Origin of the sequence: Streptomyces sp. KL116D, assembly GCF_030766975.1 — a bacterium.
In the GTDB taxonomy this organism is placed as follows: domain Bacteria; phylum Actinomycetota; class Actinomycetes; order Streptomycetales; family Streptomycetaceae; genus Streptomyces; species Streptomyces longispororuber_A.
This window is the reverse complement of sequence record NZ_JASERH010000009.1, coordinates 111320-130605: the sequence shown is the minus strand read 5'-3', so window position 1 is coordinate 130605 and position 19286 is coordinate 111320. Positions and strand designations below refer to the sequence as shown.

17 protein-coding genes are annotated in these 19286 nt (G+C 71.3%); 11 read left to right on the top strand and 6 right to left on the bottom strand.

Going from position 1 to position 19286, the window contains the following annotated elements; translation table 11 throughout:
* Positions 1-29 precede the first annotated feature (29 nt).
* Positions 30-1010 carry an SDR family NAD(P)-dependent oxidoreductase gene (locus tag RBJ77_RS03020; RefSeq protein ID WP_372343544.1) on the bottom strand — a complete coding sequence of 327 codons (981 nt, stop codon included), beginning with the start codon at positions 1008-1010 and terminating at the stop codon, positions 30-32.
* A 189-nt stretch (positions 1011-1199) separates the two neighbouring features.
* The gene (locus tag RBJ77_RS03015; RefSeq protein ID WP_372343543.1) at positions 1200-2159 is read right to left on the bottom strand and encodes a hypothetical protein; all 960 of its coding nucleotides are present in this window, start codon (positions 2157-2159) and stop codon (positions 1200-1202) included.
* Positions 2160-2391: 232 nt separating this feature from the next.
* Here RBJ77_RS03015 and RBJ77_RS03010 point away from each other — a divergent pair, with 232 nt between their 5' ends.
* From RBJ77_RS03010 to RBJ77_RS03000, 3 genes are all read left to right on the top strand, one after another.
* Complete coding sequence (locus tag RBJ77_RS03010) at positions 2392-4923, top strand: AAA family ATPase (RefSeq protein ID WP_372343542.1); 2532 nt, start codon at positions 2392-2394, stop codon at positions 4921-4923.
* A 62-nt stretch (positions 4924-4985) separates the two neighbouring features.
* Positions 4986-6377 (top strand): cytochrome P450, encoded by a 1392-nt coding sequence (locus tag RBJ77_RS03005; protein WP_372343541.1) that lies wholly within the window; start codon positions 4986-4988, stop codon positions 6375-6377.
* A 95-nt stretch (positions 6378-6472) separates the two neighbouring features.
* A complete protein-coding gene (locus RBJ77_RS03000; protein ID WP_372343596.1) occupies positions 6473-7366 on the top strand; it encodes an MBL fold metallo-hydrolase in 894 nt (297 codons plus the stop codon).
* 37 nt (positions 7367-7403) lie between these two features.
* On the opposite strand, the gene RBJ77_RS02995 is transcribed toward RBJ77_RS03000, so the two are convergent.
* Entirely contained in the window at positions 7404-7637 is a 234-nt protein-coding gene (locus tag RBJ77_RS02995) for a twin-arginine translocase TatA/TatE family subunit (protein WP_372343540.1), read from the bottom strand.
* A 2-nt stretch (positions 7638-7639) separates the two neighbouring features.
* Positions 7640-8710, bottom strand: a complete 1071-nt coding sequence (locus RBJ77_RS02990; protein ID WP_372343539.1) for a sporulation protein — start codon at positions 8708-8710, stop codon at positions 7640-7642.
* Between the two features lie 282 nt (positions 8711-8992).
* Between RBJ77_RS02990 and RBJ77_RS02985 the strand changes: the two genes are divergently transcribed.
* Positions 8993-10327 (top strand): hemolysin family protein, encoded by a 1335-nt coding sequence (locus tag RBJ77_RS02985; RefSeq protein ID WP_372343538.1) that lies wholly within the window; start codon positions 8993-8995, stop codon positions 10325-10327.
* Positions 10324-11346 (top strand): hemolysin family protein, encoded by a 1023-nt coding sequence (locus RBJ77_RS02980; protein WP_372343537.1) that lies wholly within the window; start codon positions 10324-10326, stop codon positions 11344-11346. The genes RBJ77_RS02985 and RBJ77_RS02980 overlap by 4 nt, the downstream gene beginning before the upstream one ends.
* Positions 11347-11362: 16 nt before the next feature.
* On the opposite strand, the gene RBJ77_RS02975 is transcribed toward RBJ77_RS02980, so the two are convergent.
* The gene (locus RBJ77_RS02975; RefSeq protein ID WP_372343536.1) at positions 11363-12019 is read right to left on the bottom strand and encodes a TetR/AcrR family transcriptional regulator; all 657 of its coding nucleotides are present in this window, start codon (positions 12017-12019) and stop codon (positions 11363-11365) included.
* A gap of 212 nt (positions 12020-12231) precedes the next feature.
* Here RBJ77_RS02975 and RBJ77_RS02970 point away from each other — a divergent pair, with 212 nt between their 5' ends.
* The 3 genes from RBJ77_RS02970 to RBJ77_RS02960 all read left to right on the top strand — a co-directional run bounded on the left by RBJ77_RS02970 (position 12232) and on the right by RBJ77_RS02960 (position 15644).
* Positions 12232-13776, top strand: coding sequence for an FAD-dependent monooxygenase (locus tag RBJ77_RS02970; RefSeq protein WP_372343535.1), 1545 nt, complete (start codon positions 12232-12234; stop codon positions 13774-13776).
* An 87-nt stretch (positions 13777-13863) separates the two neighbouring features.
* The gene (locus RBJ77_RS02965) at positions 13864-14796 is read left to right on the top strand and encodes a VOC family protein (protein ID WP_372343534.1); all 933 of its coding nucleotides are present in this window, start codon (positions 13864-13866) and stop codon (positions 14794-14796) included.
* Positions 14796-15644 carry an alpha/beta fold hydrolase gene (locus RBJ77_RS02960; protein ID WP_372343533.1) on the top strand — a complete coding sequence of 283 codons (849 nt, stop codon included), beginning with the start codon at positions 14796-14798 and terminating at the stop codon, positions 15642-15644. The genes RBJ77_RS02965 and RBJ77_RS02960 overlap by 1 nt, the downstream gene beginning before the upstream one ends.
* Positions 15645-15710: 66 nt before the next feature.
* On the opposite strand, the gene RBJ77_RS02955 is transcribed toward RBJ77_RS02960, so the two are convergent.
* On the bottom strand, positions 15711-16499 hold the full coding sequence (locus RBJ77_RS02955; protein WP_372343532.1) for an IclR family transcriptional regulator: 789 nt from the start codon (positions 16497-16499) through the stop codon (positions 15711-15713).
* Positions 16500-16573: 74 nt separating this feature from the next.
* Between RBJ77_RS02955 and RBJ77_RS02950 the strand changes: the two genes are divergently transcribed.
* From RBJ77_RS02950 to RBJ77_RS02940, 3 genes are read left to right on the top strand one after another with little or no spacing between them, the layout of a single operon-like run.
* Positions 16574-17734 carry a cupin domain-containing protein gene (locus tag RBJ77_RS02950; RefSeq protein ID WP_372343531.1) on the top strand — a complete coding sequence of 387 codons (1161 nt, stop codon included), beginning with the start codon at positions 16574-16576 and terminating at the stop codon, positions 17732-17734.
* 2 nt (positions 17735-17736) lie between these two features.
* A complete protein-coding gene (locus tag RBJ77_RS02945) occupies positions 17737-18564 on the top strand; it encodes a fumarylacetoacetate hydrolase family protein (protein ID WP_372343530.1) in 828 nt (275 codons plus the stop codon).
* Positions 18561-19277, top strand: a complete 717-nt coding sequence (locus RBJ77_RS02940; protein ID WP_372343529.1) for a maleylpyruvate isomerase family mycothiol-dependent enzyme — start codon at positions 18561-18563, stop codon at positions 19275-19277. Before RBJ77_RS02945 ends, RBJ77_RS02940 begins: the two co-directional genes overlap by 4 nt.
* Positions 19278-19286: the final 9 nt, after the last annotated feature.

Below are 19286 nucleotides of genomic sequence, written 5' to 3'. Positions count from 1 at the left end.
CGCAGGCTGAATCGCCGTCGGCCGGACGGCTATTCGGGGAACGGGCCGCGCACGGACACTCCTCCGTCGAGGACGATCTGTTGCCCCGTGACGTAGCGTGCCGCGTCCGAGGCCAGGTAGACGGCGGCCGCGGCCATTTCCTCCGCCGTTCCGTAGCGCCCGGCCGGAATCTCCGGGACCCAGTCACCGGCCGGCTTGGCCCGGTTGACCGCGGTGTGGATGGCTCCGCCTGCGACGACGTTCATCCGGATGCCGTCGGCCGCGTACTCGGCGGCAACGGTGCGCGCCAGGCTGTAAAGACCGGCCTTCGCTGCGCCGTATCCAGCCTGCTTCGGCGCAGCCATGAACCCGGCGACCGAACCGATGCTGACGATGTTCCCGCCCGTGCCCTGCTCCAGAAACAGGCGGAGTACGCGCCGTACGGCACGCACCACGTAGCGCAGGTTCACCTCGTAGACGGTGTCCCAGTCCTCGTCCCTCATCTCGTGCAGTTTGACCGCGGGTACGAATGCGACCTGCCCGCCGACCACCGTGACCAGGGTGTCCAGACCGCCGAGCCGCTCGGCAGCGCCGGTGACCATGTCGTCGAGCTGCTCACGCGAGCGGACGTCGCCGCTGATCGCGTGGGTCGTGTGTCCGGCTTTCTGTGCCTCCTCCGCGGCCGCGGCCGCCCGCTCGGCGTCCACGTCGGCCACGACCACGTGCGCCCCGGCGTCCGCGTAGGCGCGGACGATCGCGTGACCGATCCCCTCACCGCCGCCCCCCAAAATCAGCGCGCGCATGCCGTCGAGTCTGCCGCTCACCTCGGTCATGTCCCCTCCGAACTTGTCGAGTTGACCAAGACTAGTCACGGCCCCCCCCGAGCAGCCAGCATCTTCGATCTTCAGGTCTGTCCTCGCTCGCAGGTGCCGGAACGGGGTGGGCGCGGCGCGCGTTTGCGAGGACGTCGTGCGGCCCTCCTCGGTATCCCGCGGTCGCTGCCGTAGGGCCGACGGCCAGCGGGCTGCCACCGCGAGCCTGGGCGCCGGAGTGTGGGTAGCCTGGGGGTTGTGCGCGCGGTACGACAGCCCTCACCCGAGGAACGACAACCGCACCTGTCGCCGAGGATTGTCCCGGTTCGTGTCCGCGAGACTCCGGCGAGGGCCCGTACCGCGGGATCCTCGCCGGGCCGTGTGGAGGGCGCTGCAGCAGGGAGGGTGCTACAGCAAGGAGGTCGCGTCGCACATGTCGTTGCGGGTAGAGAAGTTGCTCCAATTGACCTCAGGGCAGTCCTCCGGATGGAAGGCGGCGTAGGCGAGGGTTTCCGTCAAGCGCCACCGGTCGCCGTATCGCGCCATGTAGATGTAGGCGGGGTCGGTCCCCTCCGCTGAGACGGCAGTGACTTCGGCCAGTGACCCGATGACCTTGACGTCCTTCACGGTCGCTCCGCCGACTTGTCGGAGCGAGCCGGAGTCGGTGCTGTTCCATTGCGACTTCGACGCCGCGACGCAGTCCATCCCCTGGGCCTGGCGAATCTTTTCCTTGTACTCGGGGGTGAGGAGTGCGCAGTAGCCCGAGGAATCGGCGTGGCTGATTGCGTTCTGCGCCGCCGACCAGGTCTCTCTGGCGCCGCTCTCACCCGGGTCGGCCCCGATGGCCGAATTCCGGGGACCGCTGTCGGACAGGGTGTAGTAGCCGCCCGCAGCCGCGCCCCCACCCACCAGCGCGGCGATCAGGACCCACACGGGCCAGCCCGCGCCGCCGAACTTGTTCACCTTCTTGTTGGTGATGTCGCGACCGGCGCGCGCCGCGCCTTTCTCCATGTAGTCACCACCGACGATCCGGGCGTCGGCACCGCTGTTGTTGTTGCCGAAACTGAAGGCCCCCGAAGGCTGGTTTCCGGTGCGCTGCGCCATGGCGGCGGAGTGCGCGTCCCTGAGCTGGGTCGCGAAGGTGGCGTCGGACTCAGCCTCTGCCTCGATGAATGAGGCGACTTCCTGACGCAGTCGGCTGTTGCTCGGGTCGTTGCGGAGTGCGGGCAGCGCCCCGGCGCGGTCGGGCCCGCTCGCCGCGAGGCGGCCGGAGACCAGGTTCACGAGACCTTGGCTCGCGAGATCCTGGGCGGCTCCGCCGGCTGCGCCGACGATGAACTCCACCACCTCTTGGGTCATTTGTTCCATTCTCCGTACTCCATTCATGGTGCTGATCCGAACGGATCGGCGAAGGGGGCCCGGCAGAGGTGCTTCGCAGTCGTGGACGCTTCGTGAAAATGAGCGAAGCAATCGGCAGATATCCGTCGAGGCCCCCGCTGACGGACCTTGAGGATCGAGGATCGTGGGATTGTTCGCGACACCGCGCGCGCAGTCATAATCAATGAATCAATGAAATGAACTGCTGGGGGGATGGGTCGAGTTGGCAGGTAGGTCTGGGCGTCGGGAGCGGCCGCTCGATCCGCAGGAGGGACCTCTCGAGCGCTTCGCCCTCGGGCTGCGAGAACTGCGCGACGCGGCCGGCCTCACCTATCTGAAGATGGCGGATGCGGCCCACTTCTCCGCCAGCAGCCTCTCCCAGGCCGCCGCCGGACACCGGCTTCCCACCCGCGACGTGCTTCTGGGCTATGTCCGTGCCTGTGGCGGGAACCCGGCCGAGTGGGAGAAGCGCTGGGAGCGCGTGCGGCACGAGCTGTACGGCTGGGACGCGAAGTCCGCCGCTGCCGAGCGGCGCGACCTCGAGCCGACGGAGCCCACCAGTTTCGTGGGCCGTGAACGCGAGATCGCAGTCTGTGGCGCGCTGTTGGAGCGTCGCCGTCTGGTCACGCTGGTCGGCGTCGGCGGTGTGGGCAAGACCCGGTTGGCCAAGCGGATCGTCCTGGAGATGGACGATCGGTTCACGGACGGTACGTACTGTGTGGAACTGGCCGATCTCGGCAGCGGTCAATCCGTCGGTGAGGCGGTCGCCACCGCTGTCGGCGTGCAGGCCGGGCCGGGACAGGATCCCTTGCGCGAGCTCGCCGTGGCCCTGAACGGACGCAGTGTTCTCCTGCTGCTCGACAACTGCGAGCACCTGTTGGACTCCAGTGCTCGCACCGTTCGGAGCCTGCTCCCGCTACTGCCCTCCCTGCGCGTCCTCGCCACCAGCCGGCAGCCCCTCGATGTCGATGCCGAGCACGTGCTGCAGGTGAAACCGCTGGATCTGCCGCTCCCGACGAGGGAACACCCCCAGGAGGCCGACGCGGCAGCACCGGATGCGGTCGTGTCGCCCGCCCTGACCCTCTTCACCGACCGGGCCGAGGCCGCCTCACCCGGATTCAGGGTGACCGAGTCGAACCGGGACACGGTCACGCGCGTGTGCCGGAGACTGGACGGCCTCCCTCTCGCTCTGGAGATCGCCGCACGCCGATTACGCACGCTGACCCCCGAGGAACTGCTGGAAAGACTTGATCACCGGTTCCGTCTGCTGGGCCCCGGCGGAAGCGACCGCACGGCACCCCCTCGCCACCAGGCCTTGCGTGCCCTCTTCGACTGGAGCTACGAGTTGTGCACCACGGCCGAGCGGACGGCCTGGCAACAGCTTTCGCTGTGCTCGGGCGGCGTGCTGCTCGCTGATGCCGAATGGCTGTGCGGGGCCGGGGAGGGGGCAGCGCTCCCCGACGGTGCCGCGACCGAAGACGTCTTCGAAGCCCTGGCCGGGCTGGTGGACAAGTCACTCCTCACCAAGGCCGAATCGGACGGCGGCACGCGCCTGCACATGCTCGAGACCGTCCGTGCCTACGGGCAGGAGCGCCTCGCGGAGGACGACCGGACCCAGTTCGCGCTGCGCCGCCATCGTGCCTGGTACCTCGGTCTCGCTGCCCAGGCAGGCCTCGCCTACGGCACGTCCGGGCAGGCGGCCTGGCTCCGGCGCCTGCGCGCCGAGCACCCGAATCTGCGGCAGATCGTCACCACGTCGCCCCCGGCCGGTGAATCCGCGGAGATCCTCCTGGACGCGTCCGTCGGCTTCTGGCTGCACTGTCTGACGTCGGGCAACGTGGGAGAAGGAGCACGCTGGATGCGAGTGATCATCGAGCGGCACCCGCAGCCGCCCGATGCCGGTCTGACCGCGGTGTGGTGCAGGGCCGTATGGGTGGCGGGATTCCTCGTCCTCCTTCACGGCGACCACGACAGCACCGTCGAGCTGGCGGACCGGGGTGAACAGGCCCTGCTCGACGGTCTGTTCCCCGGCCGCGAAGCGGCCGACCGTACAGCCCACCGGATCGCCGGCGTCGAACTGGCCGCCGCATTCCTGCAATTGCGTAGCCTGAAGGCGCTCCTGGCGGAGGACACCGAGAGCGCGACGCGATACGCACTGTCGTCGCTGGCGGTCGGAGGGGGGCGGACGACGCTGCTGACCCGCCAGCAGTGCATCGCCCAACTCGGTTTCTCCGCAGTCCTTCAGGGCGACCACGTTCGTGCCACGGAACTCCTCGGGAGGGCCCTGGCACTGTCCGAGGCCCAGGGCAACGCCTGGCACCGCTGCTACCTGCTGTGGGCCCTCGCCGTGGGGTGCGGCGAAGCGGGGCGGGCGACGGACGCCCTGGTGCTGCTGCAACGCGCCATCCGTTACATCTGGGACATCGACGAACGGATGGGGGAGGCGACTCTCAGCGAAACACTGGCCTGGGTGCTCGCCGCACACGGTGAGGCTCGATCGGCAGCCGTCGTACTGGGTGCCGTCGACCGGGTCTGGTCCCCGTTCGGCGCACCTCGTCTCTTCGGCTTCGCCCTCATGACCTCCTACCGGGAACGCGGTCTGCGGCACGCCCGCGCGTCACTCGGTGAAATCGGGTACGCGCAGGCCTACCAGGAAGGCCGGCGCCTCGGGCTGCGCCGCGCCCTGGAGCAGACGTTCCTGAAGATCGAGTGCTTCACCGATCGGCCCAACGGACAGTCCACGAAAGACTGTTGACACTTGGCGCCGCCTCGATCGCGTTGACCGTGAACACCACCGAGGCGTTGAGAGGTGCGTGCATGGCGGCGGAGGGGATCGAGGCGGGGAGGCGTGCGGGGCCGAGGGAGGGGCCGGGGGAGGGCGCGGGGGTGCGGGCCATTCCGGTCCAGCGTCGTGGTGAGCGCGGCGTGCCCTGGATCGGGCAGCTCTTCGAGTACGCCAAGGACCCCGTCGCGCTCTATCGGCGCAGCTGGGAACGGTACGGCCCGGTCGCACCGTTCCACGTGCTCGGGAAGGACTCGGCGCTGCTGCTCGGCCCCGACGCCATCGGCGAGGCGTTGCTGAACAAGGACAAGGCGTTCGCCAACGAACCGGCGTGGGCGCAGCTCGTCGGCCCCTTCTTCCACCGCGGCCTCATGCTCATCGACTTCGACGAGCACCTTGCGCACCGGCGGATCATGCAGCAGGCCTTCACCCGTGAGCGGCTTGCCGCCTACACCCGCCGGCTCCACCCCGCCATCGAGCGGGGCATGGCGAGCTGGGAGGCGGACGGGGCGTTCCCCTCGTACTGGAAGCTCAAGCAGCTCACCCTCGACATCGCCGCCGACCTCTTCATGGGCGGCGCGAAGGACACCGGCCAGGCGGAGATGGACCGGGTCAACAAGGCGTTCGTCGCCTGCGTGCAGGCCGCGGCCGGAGTCGTCCGCGCCGACGTCCCGTTCACCCGGTGGGGCAGGGCCTACCGGGGCCGCAAGGTGCTGGAGGAGTTCCTGCGGCACTACCTCCCGACGAGGCGCCGCGAACGGACCGACGACATCTTCTCGGTGCTCTGCCACATCGAGACGGAGGACGGCGAGCGGTTCACCGACGACGACGTGGTGAACCACATGATCTTCCTCATGATGGCCGCCCACGACACCTCGACCGTCACGACCTCCACCATCCTCCAGCACCTCGGCCAGCACCCGGACTGGCAGGCCCGCTGTCGCGCCCAGGCGCTCGCCCTCGGCCCGGCGCCGTCGATGGCCGAACTGGAGGGCCTGGAGGCGATCGACCTGGTCATGCGGGAGGCGCTGCGGCTCCAGGCGCCGGTACCGACGCTGGTCCGGTACGCGGTCAGGGACACGACCGTGCAGGGCGTGCGGATTCCCGCCGGGACCGATGTGCTGCTGGGCATCCAGTTCACCCACTTCATGGAGGAGTACTGGACGGACCCGACGGCCTTCGACCCCGACCGGTTCGGCCCGGAGCGCCGCGAGGACAGATCGCACCGGTACGCCTGGGAGCCGTTCGGCGGCGGCGTCCACAAGTGCATCGGGATGTACTTCGCCGGACTGGAGATCAAGGCGATCATGCACCGCCTGCTGCGCGAGTACCGCTGGACCGTGGACCCGGCCTACGTGCCGCCCATCGACTACCACTCCCTGCCGTTCCCCAAGGACGGCCGGCCGGTCGACCTGGTCGGGCTCTGAGCGAACCGTTGCCGCTGTCCGGCCCGGCGCCCGCCGGTCGTTCAGGACCGGTCTGCCGTGCCGGAACGCGATGGGTGAGACTGCTCGTCATGGACATGGGTAGCGTGGGATACACCGCAGTGGCGTACGGCGAGGTCGACGTGCTCGTGGGCGCCGGACGAGGCGCCTACCCGTACGCGAACCCGCTGCTCGTCCGCGGCACGGACGCCTCGCTGGTCGTCGATCCGTCGCTGACGCTCGTCGGTGGCGCTCCACCCGCGGACCTGGTCCTCGTCAGTCACGCCCACGAGGACCACATCGCCGGGCTCGGGCGCTACGACGACGTGCCGGTCCACGTCCACGCCGGCGACCTCGACGCGCTGCGGTCGAGGCAGGCGCTGGTCGCCGGGATCGGACTGCCGGACGACGCGGTCGACGCCCACGACGCGTTGATGCGGGACGAGTTCCACGTTCTCGGGCGGCCCGACGCGCTGGCGTTCGAGGACGGTGCCGTGTTCGACCTCGGCGGGCGCACCGTCACCGTCGTGCACCTGCCCGGCCACACCGCCGGCCACTGCGGCTTCCTGGTCGAACCGGACGGCTTCCTGTACGTGGGCGACATCGACCTGACGTCGTTCGGCCCGTACTACGGCGACGTCGGCAGCAGCCTCGTCGACTTCGAGGCGTCGATGCGTCGGTGCCGGGAGATCGACGCGAAGTGGTTCGGCACGGCCCACCACAAGGGGGTGATCGAGGGCGCCGAGGAGTTCCGGCGCCGGCTCGACGCCTTCGCCGGTGTCGTGGAGAAGCGCGACGCCGCCCTCCTCGCGTTCCTCGACGGGCCGCGGACCGTCGAGGAGATCGCCGAGCACCGGCTCGTCTATCGGCCGCACGTGCAAGGAGCGCACGTGCGGCCGGTGGAGCTGCGGACGGCGGCGCAGCACCTCGACCGGCTGACGCAGGACGGGCTGGTCACGGTCGTGGCGGAGGGGCGGTTCCGCGCCGCCTAGGGCCTGTCCGGCAGAAGAGGTCGCATCCGGGCGGCCGTCACCGGGGGTGCGGTCCCTGGTCCGGGTCCCGGGGCGGGATCGTCTCGCCGGGGACGACGCGCGGCGGCGGGGCGTCCGCGCCGGCCGCATCCTTGTTCCTCAGGGCGCGGGCCTCCGCCTTGAGGATGCGGGCCGACTTGCCCGCGTTGCGGGCGAGTTCCGGGAGCTTCTTCGCCCCGACGATCAGGACGATCACGATGAGGATGATGCCGATCTCGCTGATGCCGAACATGGTCAGTCCTCGCCTCCCTCGTCCCCGCCGTCCCCGCCGTCGTCATCGTCCCCTTCGAAGAAGTCGCCCACCTCGTCGACCACTTCGGCGGCGACCAGGCCGCCGACCACACCGAGGGCGAGCCCGGCCGCGCCCGCCGCCACGGCCGTGCCCACACCGGGGCCCGAACGGTGACCGTGAGCCTCCTGCCCGTGCGCCCCGTGGTCGTGCGCGCCGTGACCGTACCCATCGTGTCCGTACCCATCGTGTCCGTACGCGTCGTGCCCGTACGACGCGTGCGTGGCGAACGAGGAGCGGTGGTCGACGAGTTCGCGCACCCAGCCGTCGACCAGCGCCGTCCAGTCGTGGTGGTGGATGCCGTCGTGAGCGACGGTGAAGCGGGTGAGCGCGTCGTGGCCCGCGGAGAAGAGGCCGCCGCGCTTGTCCGCCTCCAGGACCACCTCCATGCCGCCGGGCGTGGCGAGGAAGGTGACTTCGAGTTCGTTCACCGCGTGGGCGTACTGCGGTGCCGGGGACAGCTCCAGCTCCTGGTAGAAGGGGAGCTGCTGGCCCGTGCCGCCGATGCGGCCGTACTCCAGGTCGGCGGAGCGGAAGCCGAAGCCGAGCTGTCCGAAGGCTTCGAGGATCGCCTCCTGCACCGGGAGCGGGCCCACGGTGAGCGGGTCGAGGTCGCCCTTGTCCCGGGCGCCGGCCACGGACAGCTCGGTGTGCACGCCGAGGACGACGCCGAGGTCCTGCCCGTACAGCTCGGTGAGCGGGGTCTCCCAGGGGAGCCGCACGGTGAAGGGGACGGTGCGGCTGTCGCCCTCGGCCAGCCGGAAGCCGCCGCCGACCACGAACCGGTCGAAGACCACGGTGCCGTGGCGCTCACCCGCCCCGTCCTCGTCGGTCTCCGCCTCGACCCGGGCGACCAGCTCCAGGGTGATGTGCTCGATGTCGAAGTCGGCGCCGCCGCCGCTGAGCCGAACCTCGCCGGAGAGCTCCCCGCCGGGCAGCACGGGGCCCGGTACGAGGGCCGTGTCCACCGTGGGGCCGCCCACGCCCAGCGAGCCGAGCAGCCGTTTGAACACCATCGTGGCGTCCACTCCTCTGTGATGGGTCTGCTTCTGTTTCTGTTCTTGCCGGTGCTTCTGGATCTGCCGATACAGCCGGCGGATCGGGAACACTGATCCGCTGCCCTGCGTTCTACAGATGTGTAGAAGCATAGGCGGCGTCACGGCGCCGTCCAGTGCGTCCCCCGGATCAGAAGGAGCCCGGCCCCCGATGGGTGAGCCCCCCAGTAGCAGACCCACCGCCGCGCCGCACCGGCCGGCCGTCCCCGGAGTTCACGTGCGCGGTGCGGGGGTGACGGGCCGGTGACCGAGGTGCTGTTGCTGCTGCTCGCCCTGCTCCTGACACTGGCCTGCGCCCTGTTCGTGGCGGCCGAGTTCTCGCTCACCACCGTGGAGCGCGGTGACCTGGAGCGGGCCGCCGCCGCGGGGGAGCGCGGGGCGGGCGGCGCGCTGACGGCCGTACGGACCCTGACGTTCCAGCTGTCCGGGGCCCAACTCGGCATCACCGTCACGTCATTGGTGATCGGCATGCTCGCCGAACCGTCGCTGGCCGCCCTCCTGCGCGGTCCGCTCGAAGCCGCCGGGCTCGGTGGCGCCGCCTCGTCGGTGGCCTCCGTGCTCGGCGTGGCCCTGTCCACGGTGATCCTGATGGTCGTCGGCGAACTGGTGCCGAAGAACTGGGCGATCGCCCGCCCGGTGGCCGTGGCCAAGGTGGTGGCCGGGCCGCAGCGCGGCTTCACCGCCGCCTTCGGCCCGTTCATCCGGCACCTGAACGACACGGCGAACCGCTTCGTGCGCCGCGTCGGCCTGGAGCCCGCCGAAGAGCTGGCCTCCGCCCGCAGCCCGGAGGAGCTCGTGGCGCTCGCCCGGCACTCCGCGGCCGTCGGCGCCCTGGAGGCCGACTCGGCGGAACTGTTCGTCCGTACCCTGCACTTGAACGAGCTGACCGCGGAGAACGTCATGACCCCGCGCGTCGACGTCCAGGCGCTGGAGGCACACGCCACGGCGGCGGACGCGGCGGCCCTCACGCACGCCACGGGCCTGTCCCGCTTCCCCGTCTACCGCGACAGCCTCGACGAGGTCGTCGGCACGGTCCACATCCGGGACGTCCTCGCCCTCGACCCCGACGAGCGGCAGCGCACCCCCGTCGCCGACCTGGCCACCAAGCCGCTCCTCGTCCCCGACAGCCTGCCCGCCGACCGGCTCCTGGAGCGGCTGCGCGCCACCCGCACCATGGCCGTCGTCATCGACGAGTACGGCGGCACGGCCGGGGTGGCGACCGTCGAGGACATCGTGGAGGAAGTCGTCGGCGAGGTGCGCGACGAACACGACCCCGTCGAGACCCCTGACCTGCATCCCGCCGCCCCCACCGCCGACGGGCGCACCGCCTGGGAGGCCGACGGCGGCGTGCGCATCGACCAGCTGGCCCCGGTCGGACTCACCGTGCCCGACGGCCCCTACGAGACGGTGGCGGGGCTCGTCGCGACCCGCCTCGCCCGGATCCCCGCCCCCGGTGACCGCGTCGACCTCGACTGCTGGGAGCTGACGGTCCTGCGCGTCGACCACCACCGCGCCGACCGGGTCCGGATAGCCGAACGGGCGCCAGTGCAGGCCCAGTTGACGGAGGAAGCCCGATGACCGGCCTGCAGCTCGCCATCGGCGCGCTCACCCTGCTCACCAACGCGTTCTTCGTCGGCGCCGAGTTCTCCCTGATCTCCGTGCGGCGCAGCCAGATCGAGCCGCGCGCCCAGGCGGGCGAGAAGCGGGCCCGCTCCACCCTGTGGGCCCTTGAGCACCTCTCCGCGCTGCTGGCCACCGCCCAACTCGGCATCACCGTCTCGTCGTTGGTCCTCGGCGCCGTCGCCGAACCGGCCATCGCCCACCTCCTGGAGCCGGGATTCGAGGCCGTGCACGTACGGCATGCGCTGGTGCACCCGATCTCGTTCGTCATCGCGCTGACCGTGGCGACGTACGCGCACATGCTGTTCGGCGAGATGGTGCCGAAGAACATCGCGCTCGCCGCGCCGGTGCGCACCGCCCTGCTGCTCGGTCCGGCGCTCGTGGCGGTGACCAGGGCGCTCAAGCCGTTCGTCCTCGGCATCAACGCGTTCGCGAACGCGCTGCTGCGACTGCTGAACGTGGAGCCGAAGGACGAGGTCGAGTCCGTGTTCACCGACGACCAGCTCGCCCGGATGGTGCTCGACTCCAGCGCGGCCGGACTGCTCTCGCCGCAGGACGGTGAACGGCTGCGTGACGCCCTGGAGTTGGGCACGCGGCCGGTAGGCGAGATCCTCGTTCCGGCGCAGCGGATGACGACGGTCGACGCGGCGGTCACGCCTGCCGCCCTGGAGCGGGTCGCCGCGGCCGCCGGATACTCCCGGTTCCCCGTCACGGGCCCCGGCGGCACGCTCCTCGGGTACCTCCACATCAAGGACACCCTGGGCGTCGCCGACCGCGAACTCCCCTTCCCCGCGGCGGCGTTGCACCCGCTCACGAGGGTCCGGCTGGACACCCCGCTGGACGACACGCTCACCACGCTGCGCGCGGCGGGCAGTCACCTGGCCGCGGTCACCGGGGAGAAGGGCACCGTGCTCGGCTTCGTGACCATGGAGGACGTCCTGTCCGAACTGGTGGGCCCGGCGGCCGCCGTCCAGTGACCCGGCCCGGCCCGCCTCAGCCCGCCTTGGCGATGGCCTCGCCGAGCGCCGCCATCGAGTCGGCGAGCTGGTCCATCCACGCCGAGGCGGGCCGGCCGCCCTCGGACTGGAGGGCGACGAAGGCGCCGTCGTAGCCGGCCATCCCGAAGGGGGCGAGGGCCTCCGCGATCTTCGCGGCGGTCTCCTCGCCCTCGTCCTGGAAGGACGAGCGGATCATGTGCGCCATGTAGGCGCGGCCCTCGTCACGGACCGTGATCACGGTCCGCAGCGCCTCGGGCGCCTCCGCCGCCTCGCGGCTCATCACCAGCACGAGCAGCAGGCGCAGGAACTCCTCGCCGTTCTCCATGACTTCGCCGGTCCTGCGCAGGTACCAGCGCAGCCGCTCGCGCGGCGTGCCGTCCTGCGGCGGGTTGCGGTGGGCCTCGCGCATGGCGTCGAAGAAGGCGTGCGCGCCCTGCTCCATGACGGCGGAGAGCAGCCCCGCCTTGGATTCGAAGTGGTGGTAGAAGGCGCTCTTCGGCAGCCCGGTCTCCTTGGCGAGCGCCGACATCGACGTGCCCGCGTAGCCGCGTACGGACATCACGCGGGCGGCCGCGTCCAGGATCTCCTGCCGTGACCGTCGGCCGCGGCGGTTGGTGCGTGCTTCCGGCGCGGGCGTCTCGGTCGTCTCCACGCCCCGGAGTCTAGGCGACGCCGGGGCGTGGCCCCGCGCCAGGACCGGACGGGAGCCGTCCGCGGCCCGGACCAGGGCCTGAGCAGGTGAAAAATCCGTGTCCGGAATCTCTTGACGTGCTGCGGAGGGCCACTGCTACCTTCGAAATGTACCGACCGATCGGTCCAAAACTTTCTGCCTTTGCGTTCGAGCCTGACCCACGGAGCCAGCGCATGACCAAGAGATACGACGCGGATGTCGCGATTGTCGGATACGGCCCGACCGGTGTGATCGCCGCACTCACCCTCGCCCGACACGGCATCTCCGCCGTCGCCTTCGAACGGGACCGGGACATCTACCCCCGGGCGCGTGCCGTGACGGTCAATGACTGGACGATGCGGATCTTCCAGGACCTGGGCATCGACCAGCGGGTCGAGAAGGTGATCGACCCGCAGCGTGCGCTGCGCTGGATGACCTACGACCGCACCGAGATCATGCGGATCGAGCATCCGCCGTCCACGCTCGGGCGCGGCCCGCGCTTCTACAACATCTACCAGCCGACGATGGAGGCCGAGCTGCGCGCCGCCGTCCAGGACGAGTGCGCCGACCTGGTCACCGTCCGTTACGGCGACGAGGTCACCGGTGTCGAGCAGGACGCCGACGGCGTCACGATCACCTCGACCGCCGACGGCGCCGTCCACACCACCCGCACCCGCTACGCGATCGGCGCCGACGGCGGCAGCAGCGCCACCCGCGGCCGCGTCGGCTGCAAGCTGCTGGGCGACACCGACGACGTCACCTGGGTCGTCGTCGACTGCCACGTCAAGCGCTGGTGGCCGGACCGCGACTTCCTGACCTTCTGGTCCGACAAGGAGCGCCCGGTCGTCGACATCGCCCTGTCCGCGGGCCACCACCGCTGGGAGATCCCGCTCAAACCCGACGAGACCCCGGCCGACTACCCGACCAGCGCCGAGCTCTGGCCGCTGCTCAAGGCGCTCGGCGTCTCCGAGGACGACGTCGACATCCACCAGCACGCCTTCTACCAGCACCACGTCCGGATGGCCGACACCTTCCGGCAGGGCCGGGTGTTCCTGGCCGGCGACGCGGCGCACCTGATGCCGCCGTGGGCCGGCGCCGGCATGCAGACCGGCATGCGCGACGCCCACAACCTGGGCTGGAAGATCGCCGGAGTGCTCAAGGGCGAGCTGCCCGAGAGCTGGCTCGACACCTACGAGGCGGAGCGGCGTCCCAACGCCGCCTTCTACACCGGCCTCGCGGTCGGCCTCGGCCGGGTGATCAAGCAGGAGGTCTCCGAGGAGGAGCAGGCCGCGATGAACGCGGTGCCGGAGAACACCGTCACCCCGTTCGAGCCGCCGCTCACCGCCCCGCCCGTGCTCACCGCAGGCTGGCTGCGCGGCGAGACCGGTGACGCCAGCGTCATCGGCCGCATGGTCCCGCAGCCGATCACCGGCGACACTGCCGGCCGGATGGCCCGCCTGGACGACCACCTCGGCCGCCACTTCGTGCTGCTCGGCGACGACGTCGACCCCGCGACCCTGCTGTCCGCCGAGGAGAAGGCGGGCTGGGACGGGCTCGGCGCCCACTACCGCGCGGTGCGCCCCAAGACCTCGCACACCCAGGGGCCGGACGAACTGGTCGACCTGGACGAGGTCGTCCTGCCCTGGATGCGCCGGTACGGCGCCCGGGTCGTCGCGGTCCGGCCCGACCGGTTCGTCGCCGCCGCCGACACCCACGGCCTCGCCGTGCCCGCCGTCTGAATCGCCGGCCAGGAGGCCGGCCCGGGAGGCCGGCCGGGAAGCCCGCGCACACGTCTGCGAACAAGCCAGCCAAGAAGGAGAAGAGCCTTGTCCGGAGTCAAGGAACTCGGATACGTCGTCTACGAGGTGAGCAGCCTCACCGACTGGGAGCACTTCGGCGTCACGCTGCTCGGCATGCAGCTCGGCGAGAGGACCGGGGACGGCTTCACGCTGCGCACCGACGAGAAGGCCCACCGCTGGGTCGTCACGGAGGGCCCGGCCGACGACCTCGTCGCCACCGGCTACGAGGTCGAGGGCGCCGAGGCGCTCGACTCCCTGGTCGTGACGCTGCGTGCGGCCGGGATCGAGGTCACCGAGGGCGACGCGAAGCTCGCCGCCGCCCGCAAGGTGGACCGGATCTTCGTCACCGCCGACCCGATGGGCAACCGGATCGAGCTGGTCAACGGACTGGCCGACGCCACCACCCCGTTCGCGTCCGCGTCGCTGCTCGGCGACTTCGTGACCGGCGCCGGCGGCGCGGGCCACCAGGTGCTGCTCGCCCACGGCGTCTCCCGGGAGACCTACCTGGGCTTCTACATCGACCTGCTCGGCTTCAAGATCAGCGACATCATCGTCGAGGAGCTCGCCCCCGGCATCGTCGCCGACCTGATCTTCCTGCACTGCAACGGCCGCCACCACACCGTCGCCTTCGGGGACATGCCGTCGCCGAAGAGGACCCACCACTTCATGGTCGAGGTCAGCGACATCCGTGACGTGGGCCTGGCCTACGACCGGTGCATGGACGCCAAGCAGCCGTTCGAGATGACGCTCGGCATGCACCCGAACGACCAGATGTTCAGCTTCTACGTCTTCACGCCGTCCGGCTTCAGCATCGAGTACGGCTGGGGCGGCCTGATCATCGACGACGAGACCTGGGAGGTGAAGACGCTCGACCGGCTGCACAGCTGGGGCCACCGCCCGCCGGGCGTCGTCGCCGGACTGCTCGCCGCCGCGCCGAACCCGATGGAGGAGAACCACTGATGCCCCTCGACCCGCAGGACCTCGCCCGCACCGTCGAGACCGCCGACTGGAAGCTCCGCTACTACGAGGCGGGCTCGGGCCACCCGGTCGTCCTGCTGCACGGCAGCGGCCCCGGCGCCACCGGCTGGAGCAACTTCGCCGGCAACATCGAGGCACTGGCCGAGCACTTCCACGTGTACGCGGTCGACATGCCCGGCTGGGGCGAGTCGGACGCCGCCACCGTCGACCAGCTCGACCACGTCGACGCCGCGATCCAGTTCATGGACGCCCTCGACATCGACAAGGCCGCCTTCGTCGGCAACTCGATGGGCGGCCAGACCTCGATCCGGCTCGCCACCGAGCACCCCGAGCGGATCACCCACCTCGTCACCATGGGCCCGCCGGTCGGCATGCGCCTGCCCACCCTCTTCGGACCCGGCGGCGGCCCGTCCGAGGGACTCAAGGTCCTCATCGAGGCCTACCACGACGCGAGCCCGGAGAACATGCGCCGGCTCGTCGAGATCATGGTCTACGACAAGGCCAGGTTCGCCACTCCCGAGCTGTGCCAGGCCCGTTCCGACGCCGCGCTCGCCCGCCCCGAGCACCTGGCCAACTACGTGGCGGGACTGCCCAAGGGCGCCCCGCTGCCGAAGTGGGTCAAGCCGGAGCTGCTGCCGACGATCAACGTGCCGACGCTGCTGATCCACGGCCGCGACGACCGCGTCGTCTCCTACGAGACCTCGCTGTTCCTGCTGGCGAACATCCCCGACAGCCGTCTCGTGGTCCTCAACCACTGCGGCCACTGGGCGATGATCGAGCACGCCGAGGAGTTCAACCGGCTGGTCACCGACTTCGTCGCCAACAACTGACGACCGACCGCGACGGGCCCGTACGACACCGCGACAACAGCGGTGCCGTACGGGCCCGTTCGCACGTCAGCGGCCCTCCGGGGCGAGCTCCGCGAGGTCCTGCTCCACCGCGCGCGCCGCCGCGTCCAGGGTGGCCACCACGGACCGCAGCCGCTGCGGGTCGTAGCGCACGCCGGGCAGCGACACCGACAGACCGGCCAGCGCGATGCCTTCCCGCTCGCGCACCGGCACGCCGACGGCGACCAGACCGCGCTCGGACCGCCCCTTGTTCACGGCGAACCCGTTGCGCCGCACCTTCCGCAGCTCCGTGCGCAGTTGCTCGAGATCCGGGCGCTCGGCCGGCCGCTCCCGGTAGCGCTCGGCCGCGTACACCTCGGCCAGCTCCTCGTCGGACAGATCGGCGAGCAGCAGCAGGCCCGCCGTGGTGCGGTGGGCCGGGAACACCATGCCCTCGCGCGAGCCGACCCGCAGCGCCTGCGCGCACTCGACGCTGGCGATGAACCGCACCGTGTCCCCGGTGCGCACGGTCAGGTTCGCGGTCTCCTCGAGCAGGGCGACGACCCGGTGCAGATGCGGCAGCGCCGCCGCCCGCAGCCGGGACACCAGGGACTGGGAGTGCGTGGCGAGTTCGAGGACGGGACCCGCACGGTAGATCCGGTCCTCGCCCTGCACGGCGAAGTCCCGGTACACCAGCATCGCCAGGATCCGGTGCGCGGTCGACCGCGCGACGCCCAGCCGCTCGGCGATCTGCGACACGCTCGCACCGCCCTCCAACTGCAGGACGGTGGCCGCCCGCAGCGCGTGGTCCACGCTGGCGATGGGGTAGGGCGGCGGATTCTTCAGCGGTTTGTCCATGACGTTCTCCCCGGCGTTGTTCTGCTCTTCAGAATCTACGTGTTCTTCAGAGAGAAACGCCGCAGGCTGAGGCCATGACTCAGTCCTCCCTCGCCCATGACATCGCCTCGGGCTCCCCGGTGCGGCTGCAGGCCGTCGCCGCGGAGGGCCAGCCCGAGGTCACCCCGGCCCTCGAAGAGCTGTACCGGGGTTTCGAGAACGAGCTGCTCGTCCCGCTGTGGACCGAGATCGGCGACCTCATGCCGGCCCACCCGCGCTCGCGCGCCGTCCCGCACCTGTGGCGCTGGCAGCGACTGCGCGAACTGGCCGCCCGGGCCGGCGACATCGTGCCGGTCGGCCGCGGCGGCGAGCGCCGCGCCATCGCGCTGGCCAACCCGTCCCTCGGCGGCCGGCCCTTCGCCACCCCCACCCTGTGGGCGGCCATTCAGTACCTGATGCCGGGCGAGGACGCCCCCGAGCACCGCCACACCCAGCACGCCTTCCGGTTCGTCGTCGAGGGCTCGGGCGTGTGGACGGTCGTCGGCGGCGACCCGGTGCCGATGAACCGCGGCGACTTCCTCCCGCAGGCCGGCTGGAACTGGCACGCCCACCACAACGCCACCGCCGAGCCGATGGCCTGGATCGACGGCCTCGACATCCCCCTGCAGTACCTCACCGAGGCGCAGTTCTTCGAGTTCGGCCGCGACGAGATCAGCGCCGCCGAGCGGACCACCCCGGACCGCTCCCGCTCCGAGCGGCTGTGGGGCCACCCGGGCCTGCGCCCGCTGTCCGCCACCCCCACCGCACCGGGCAGCCCCCTGCTGTCCTACAAGTGGGAGTACACCGACGCCGCCCTCAGGGACCAACTGATGCTGGAGAAGGAGGGCTTCGGCGGCACCGTCGAGCCCGGCCACGCCGCGGTCCGCTACAGCAACCCGCACGACGGCTCCGACGTCCTGCCCACCCTCCGCGCCGAGTTCCACCGCGTCGCCCGCGGCGCCGAGACCGCGCCGGTGCGCGAGACCGGCTCGTCCGTCTACCAGGTCTTCGACGGCTCCGGCGTGGTCACCGTCGGGGACAGGACCTGGACCGTGGCCCGCGGCGACCTGTTCGTCGTCCCGTCCTGGGAGCCGTTCTCCGCCCGGTCCGAGGCCGGCGCGACCGACTCCGACGCGGGCGCCCTCGACCTCTTCCGCTTCTCCGACGCCCCCGTCTTCGAGGCGCTCCGCCTCCACCGCACCCAGAAGGACGCCTGACCATGAAGCTCGCCACCATCCGCACCGCCGACGGCACCCGCGCGGTCCGCCTCGACGGCGACGTCCACGTCGACCTCGGCCACGCCGACCTCGGCGAACTGTTCGCCACCGCCGACTGGCGCACCGAGGCGGCCGCCGCCTCCGGCACCATCTACCCGGCCGCGGACGCCGACTTCGCCCCGGTCGTCCCGAACCCCTCCAAGGTCGTCTGCGTCGGCCACAACTACACCAACCACATCAAGGAGATGGGCCGGGACCTGCCCGCCTACCCGACGCTCTTCCCGAAGTTCGCCGACACCCTCATCGGCGCGCACGACGACATCGTCAAGCCGCCCGAGACCGACGCGTTCGACTGGGAGGTCGAGCTGGCCGTCGTGATCGGCGAGCAGGTGCGCCGCGCCGACGAGCAGCAGGCCGCCGCCGCCATCGCCGGCTTCACCGTCATGAACGACATCTCGGCGCGCGACTGGCAGTTCCGCACCATCGAGTGGACCCAGGGCAAGATCTGGGAGGCCACCACCCCCGTCGGCCCCTACGTCGTCACGCCCGACGAGGTCGGCGGCGTCCGCCCCGCCCTCCGGGTCAGCACCGTCGTCGACGGCCGGGTGATGCAGCAGGACGACACCGGCACCCTCCTGTTCGACCCGGTCTTCCTCGTCCAGTACATCTCCACCGTCATCACCCTGCGCCCGGGCGACATCATCGCCACCGGCACCCCGGCCGGCGTCGGCAACGCCCGCGACCCCAAGGTGTTCCTGCTCCCCGGCCAGAGCGTGGTCACCGAGATCACCGGCCTGGGCGCCTGCACCAACAAGGTGGTCGGCGCGTGACCGCCGCCTCCCGCACCTTCGTGGACGCCCGGCGCTGGGCCCTGGTCGGCGCCGAGCTGACCTTCGACGCCGTCGCCGGACTCGACGACGCCGGGTACGCGGCGCCCAGCGCCCTGCCCGGCTGGACCCGCGCGCACGTCGCCGCGCACGTCGCCGCCAACGCGGAGGCCCTGTCCAACCTGGTGCACTGGGCCGCCACCGGCGAACCCACCCCGATGTACGCCTCGCCCGAGGACCGGGCGGCCGGCATCGAACGCGGCCGCGCCCTGCCGGCCGCCCGGCTCACCGCCTGGCTGCGCCGCTCGGCGGACGCGCTGGAGGCGGGCATGGACCGGCTCACCGACGAGCAGTGGCGCCACGAGGTCGTCACCGCCCAGGGCCGCACGGTCCCCGCCACCGAACTGCCCTGGATGCGCTCCCGCGAGGTGTGCGTCCACGCCGTCGACCTGGCGACCGACGTCTCCTTCGCCGACCTGCCGGCCGACTTCCTCGCCGCCCTGTGCGACGACGTCACCGCCAAGCGCGCCGCGGCCCCCGGCCCGGCCGTGACCCTGCGGACCGCGACCGGCTCCCGCTGGGAGCTGCCGGGCACGGGCGAGTCCTTCCAGGTCACCGGGGACCTGCCCGCCATCACGGCCTACCTCACCGGACGGGACGCCGACCTGCGCACCGCCGACGGCTCACCCGCCCCCGCGCTCGGCGCCTGGCTCTGAACCGGGGTC

What these genes read in the sequence shown, in the direction of transcription:
- RBJ77_RS03015 (WP_372343543.1), bottom strand. Translation starts at nt 2,159, where the DNA reads ATGGAACAAATGACCCAAGAGGTGGTGGAGTTCATCGTCGGCGCAGCC.
- RBJ77_RS03005 (WP_372343541.1), top strand. Translation starts at nt 4,986, where the DNA reads ATGGCGGCGGAGGGGATCGAGGCGGGGAGGCGTGCGGGGCCGAGGGAG.
- RBJ77_RS03000 (WP_372343596.1), top strand. Translation starts at nt 6,473, where the DNA reads ATGGGTAGCGTGGGATACACCGCAGTGGCGTACGGCGAGGTCGACGTG.
- RBJ77_RS02995 (WP_372343540.1), bottom strand. Translation starts at nt 7,637, where the DNA reads ATGTTCGGCATCAGCGAGATCGGCATCATCCTCATCGTGATCGTCCTG.
- RBJ77_RS02990 (WP_372343539.1), bottom strand. Translation starts at nt 8,710, where the DNA reads ATGGTGTTCAAACGGCTGCTCGGCTCGCTGGGCGTGGGCGGCCCCACG.
- RBJ77_RS02980 (WP_372343537.1), top strand. Translation starts at nt 10,324, where the DNA reads ATGACCGGCCTGCAGCTCGCCATCGGCGCGCTCACCCTGCTCACCAAC.
- RBJ77_RS02970 (WP_372343535.1), top strand. Translation starts at nt 12,232, where the DNA reads ATGACCAAGAGATACGACGCGGATGTCGCGATTGTCGGATACGGCCCG.
- RBJ77_RS02960 (WP_372343533.1), top strand. Translation starts at nt 14,796, where the DNA reads ATGCCCCTCGACCCGCAGGACCTCGCCCGCACCGTCGAGACCGCCGAC.
- RBJ77_RS02955 (WP_372343532.1), bottom strand. Translation starts at nt 16,499, where the DNA reads ATGGACAAACCGCTGAAGAATCCGCCGCCCTACCCCATCGCCAGCGTG.
- RBJ77_RS02950 (WP_372343531.1), top strand. Translation starts at nt 16,574, where the DNA reads ATGACTCAGTCCTCCCTCGCCCATGACATCGCCTCGGGCTCCCCGGTG.
- RBJ77_RS02945 (WP_372343530.1), top strand. Translation starts at nt 17,737, where the DNA reads ATGAAGCTCGCCACCATCCGCACCGCCGACGGCACCCGCGCGGTCCGC.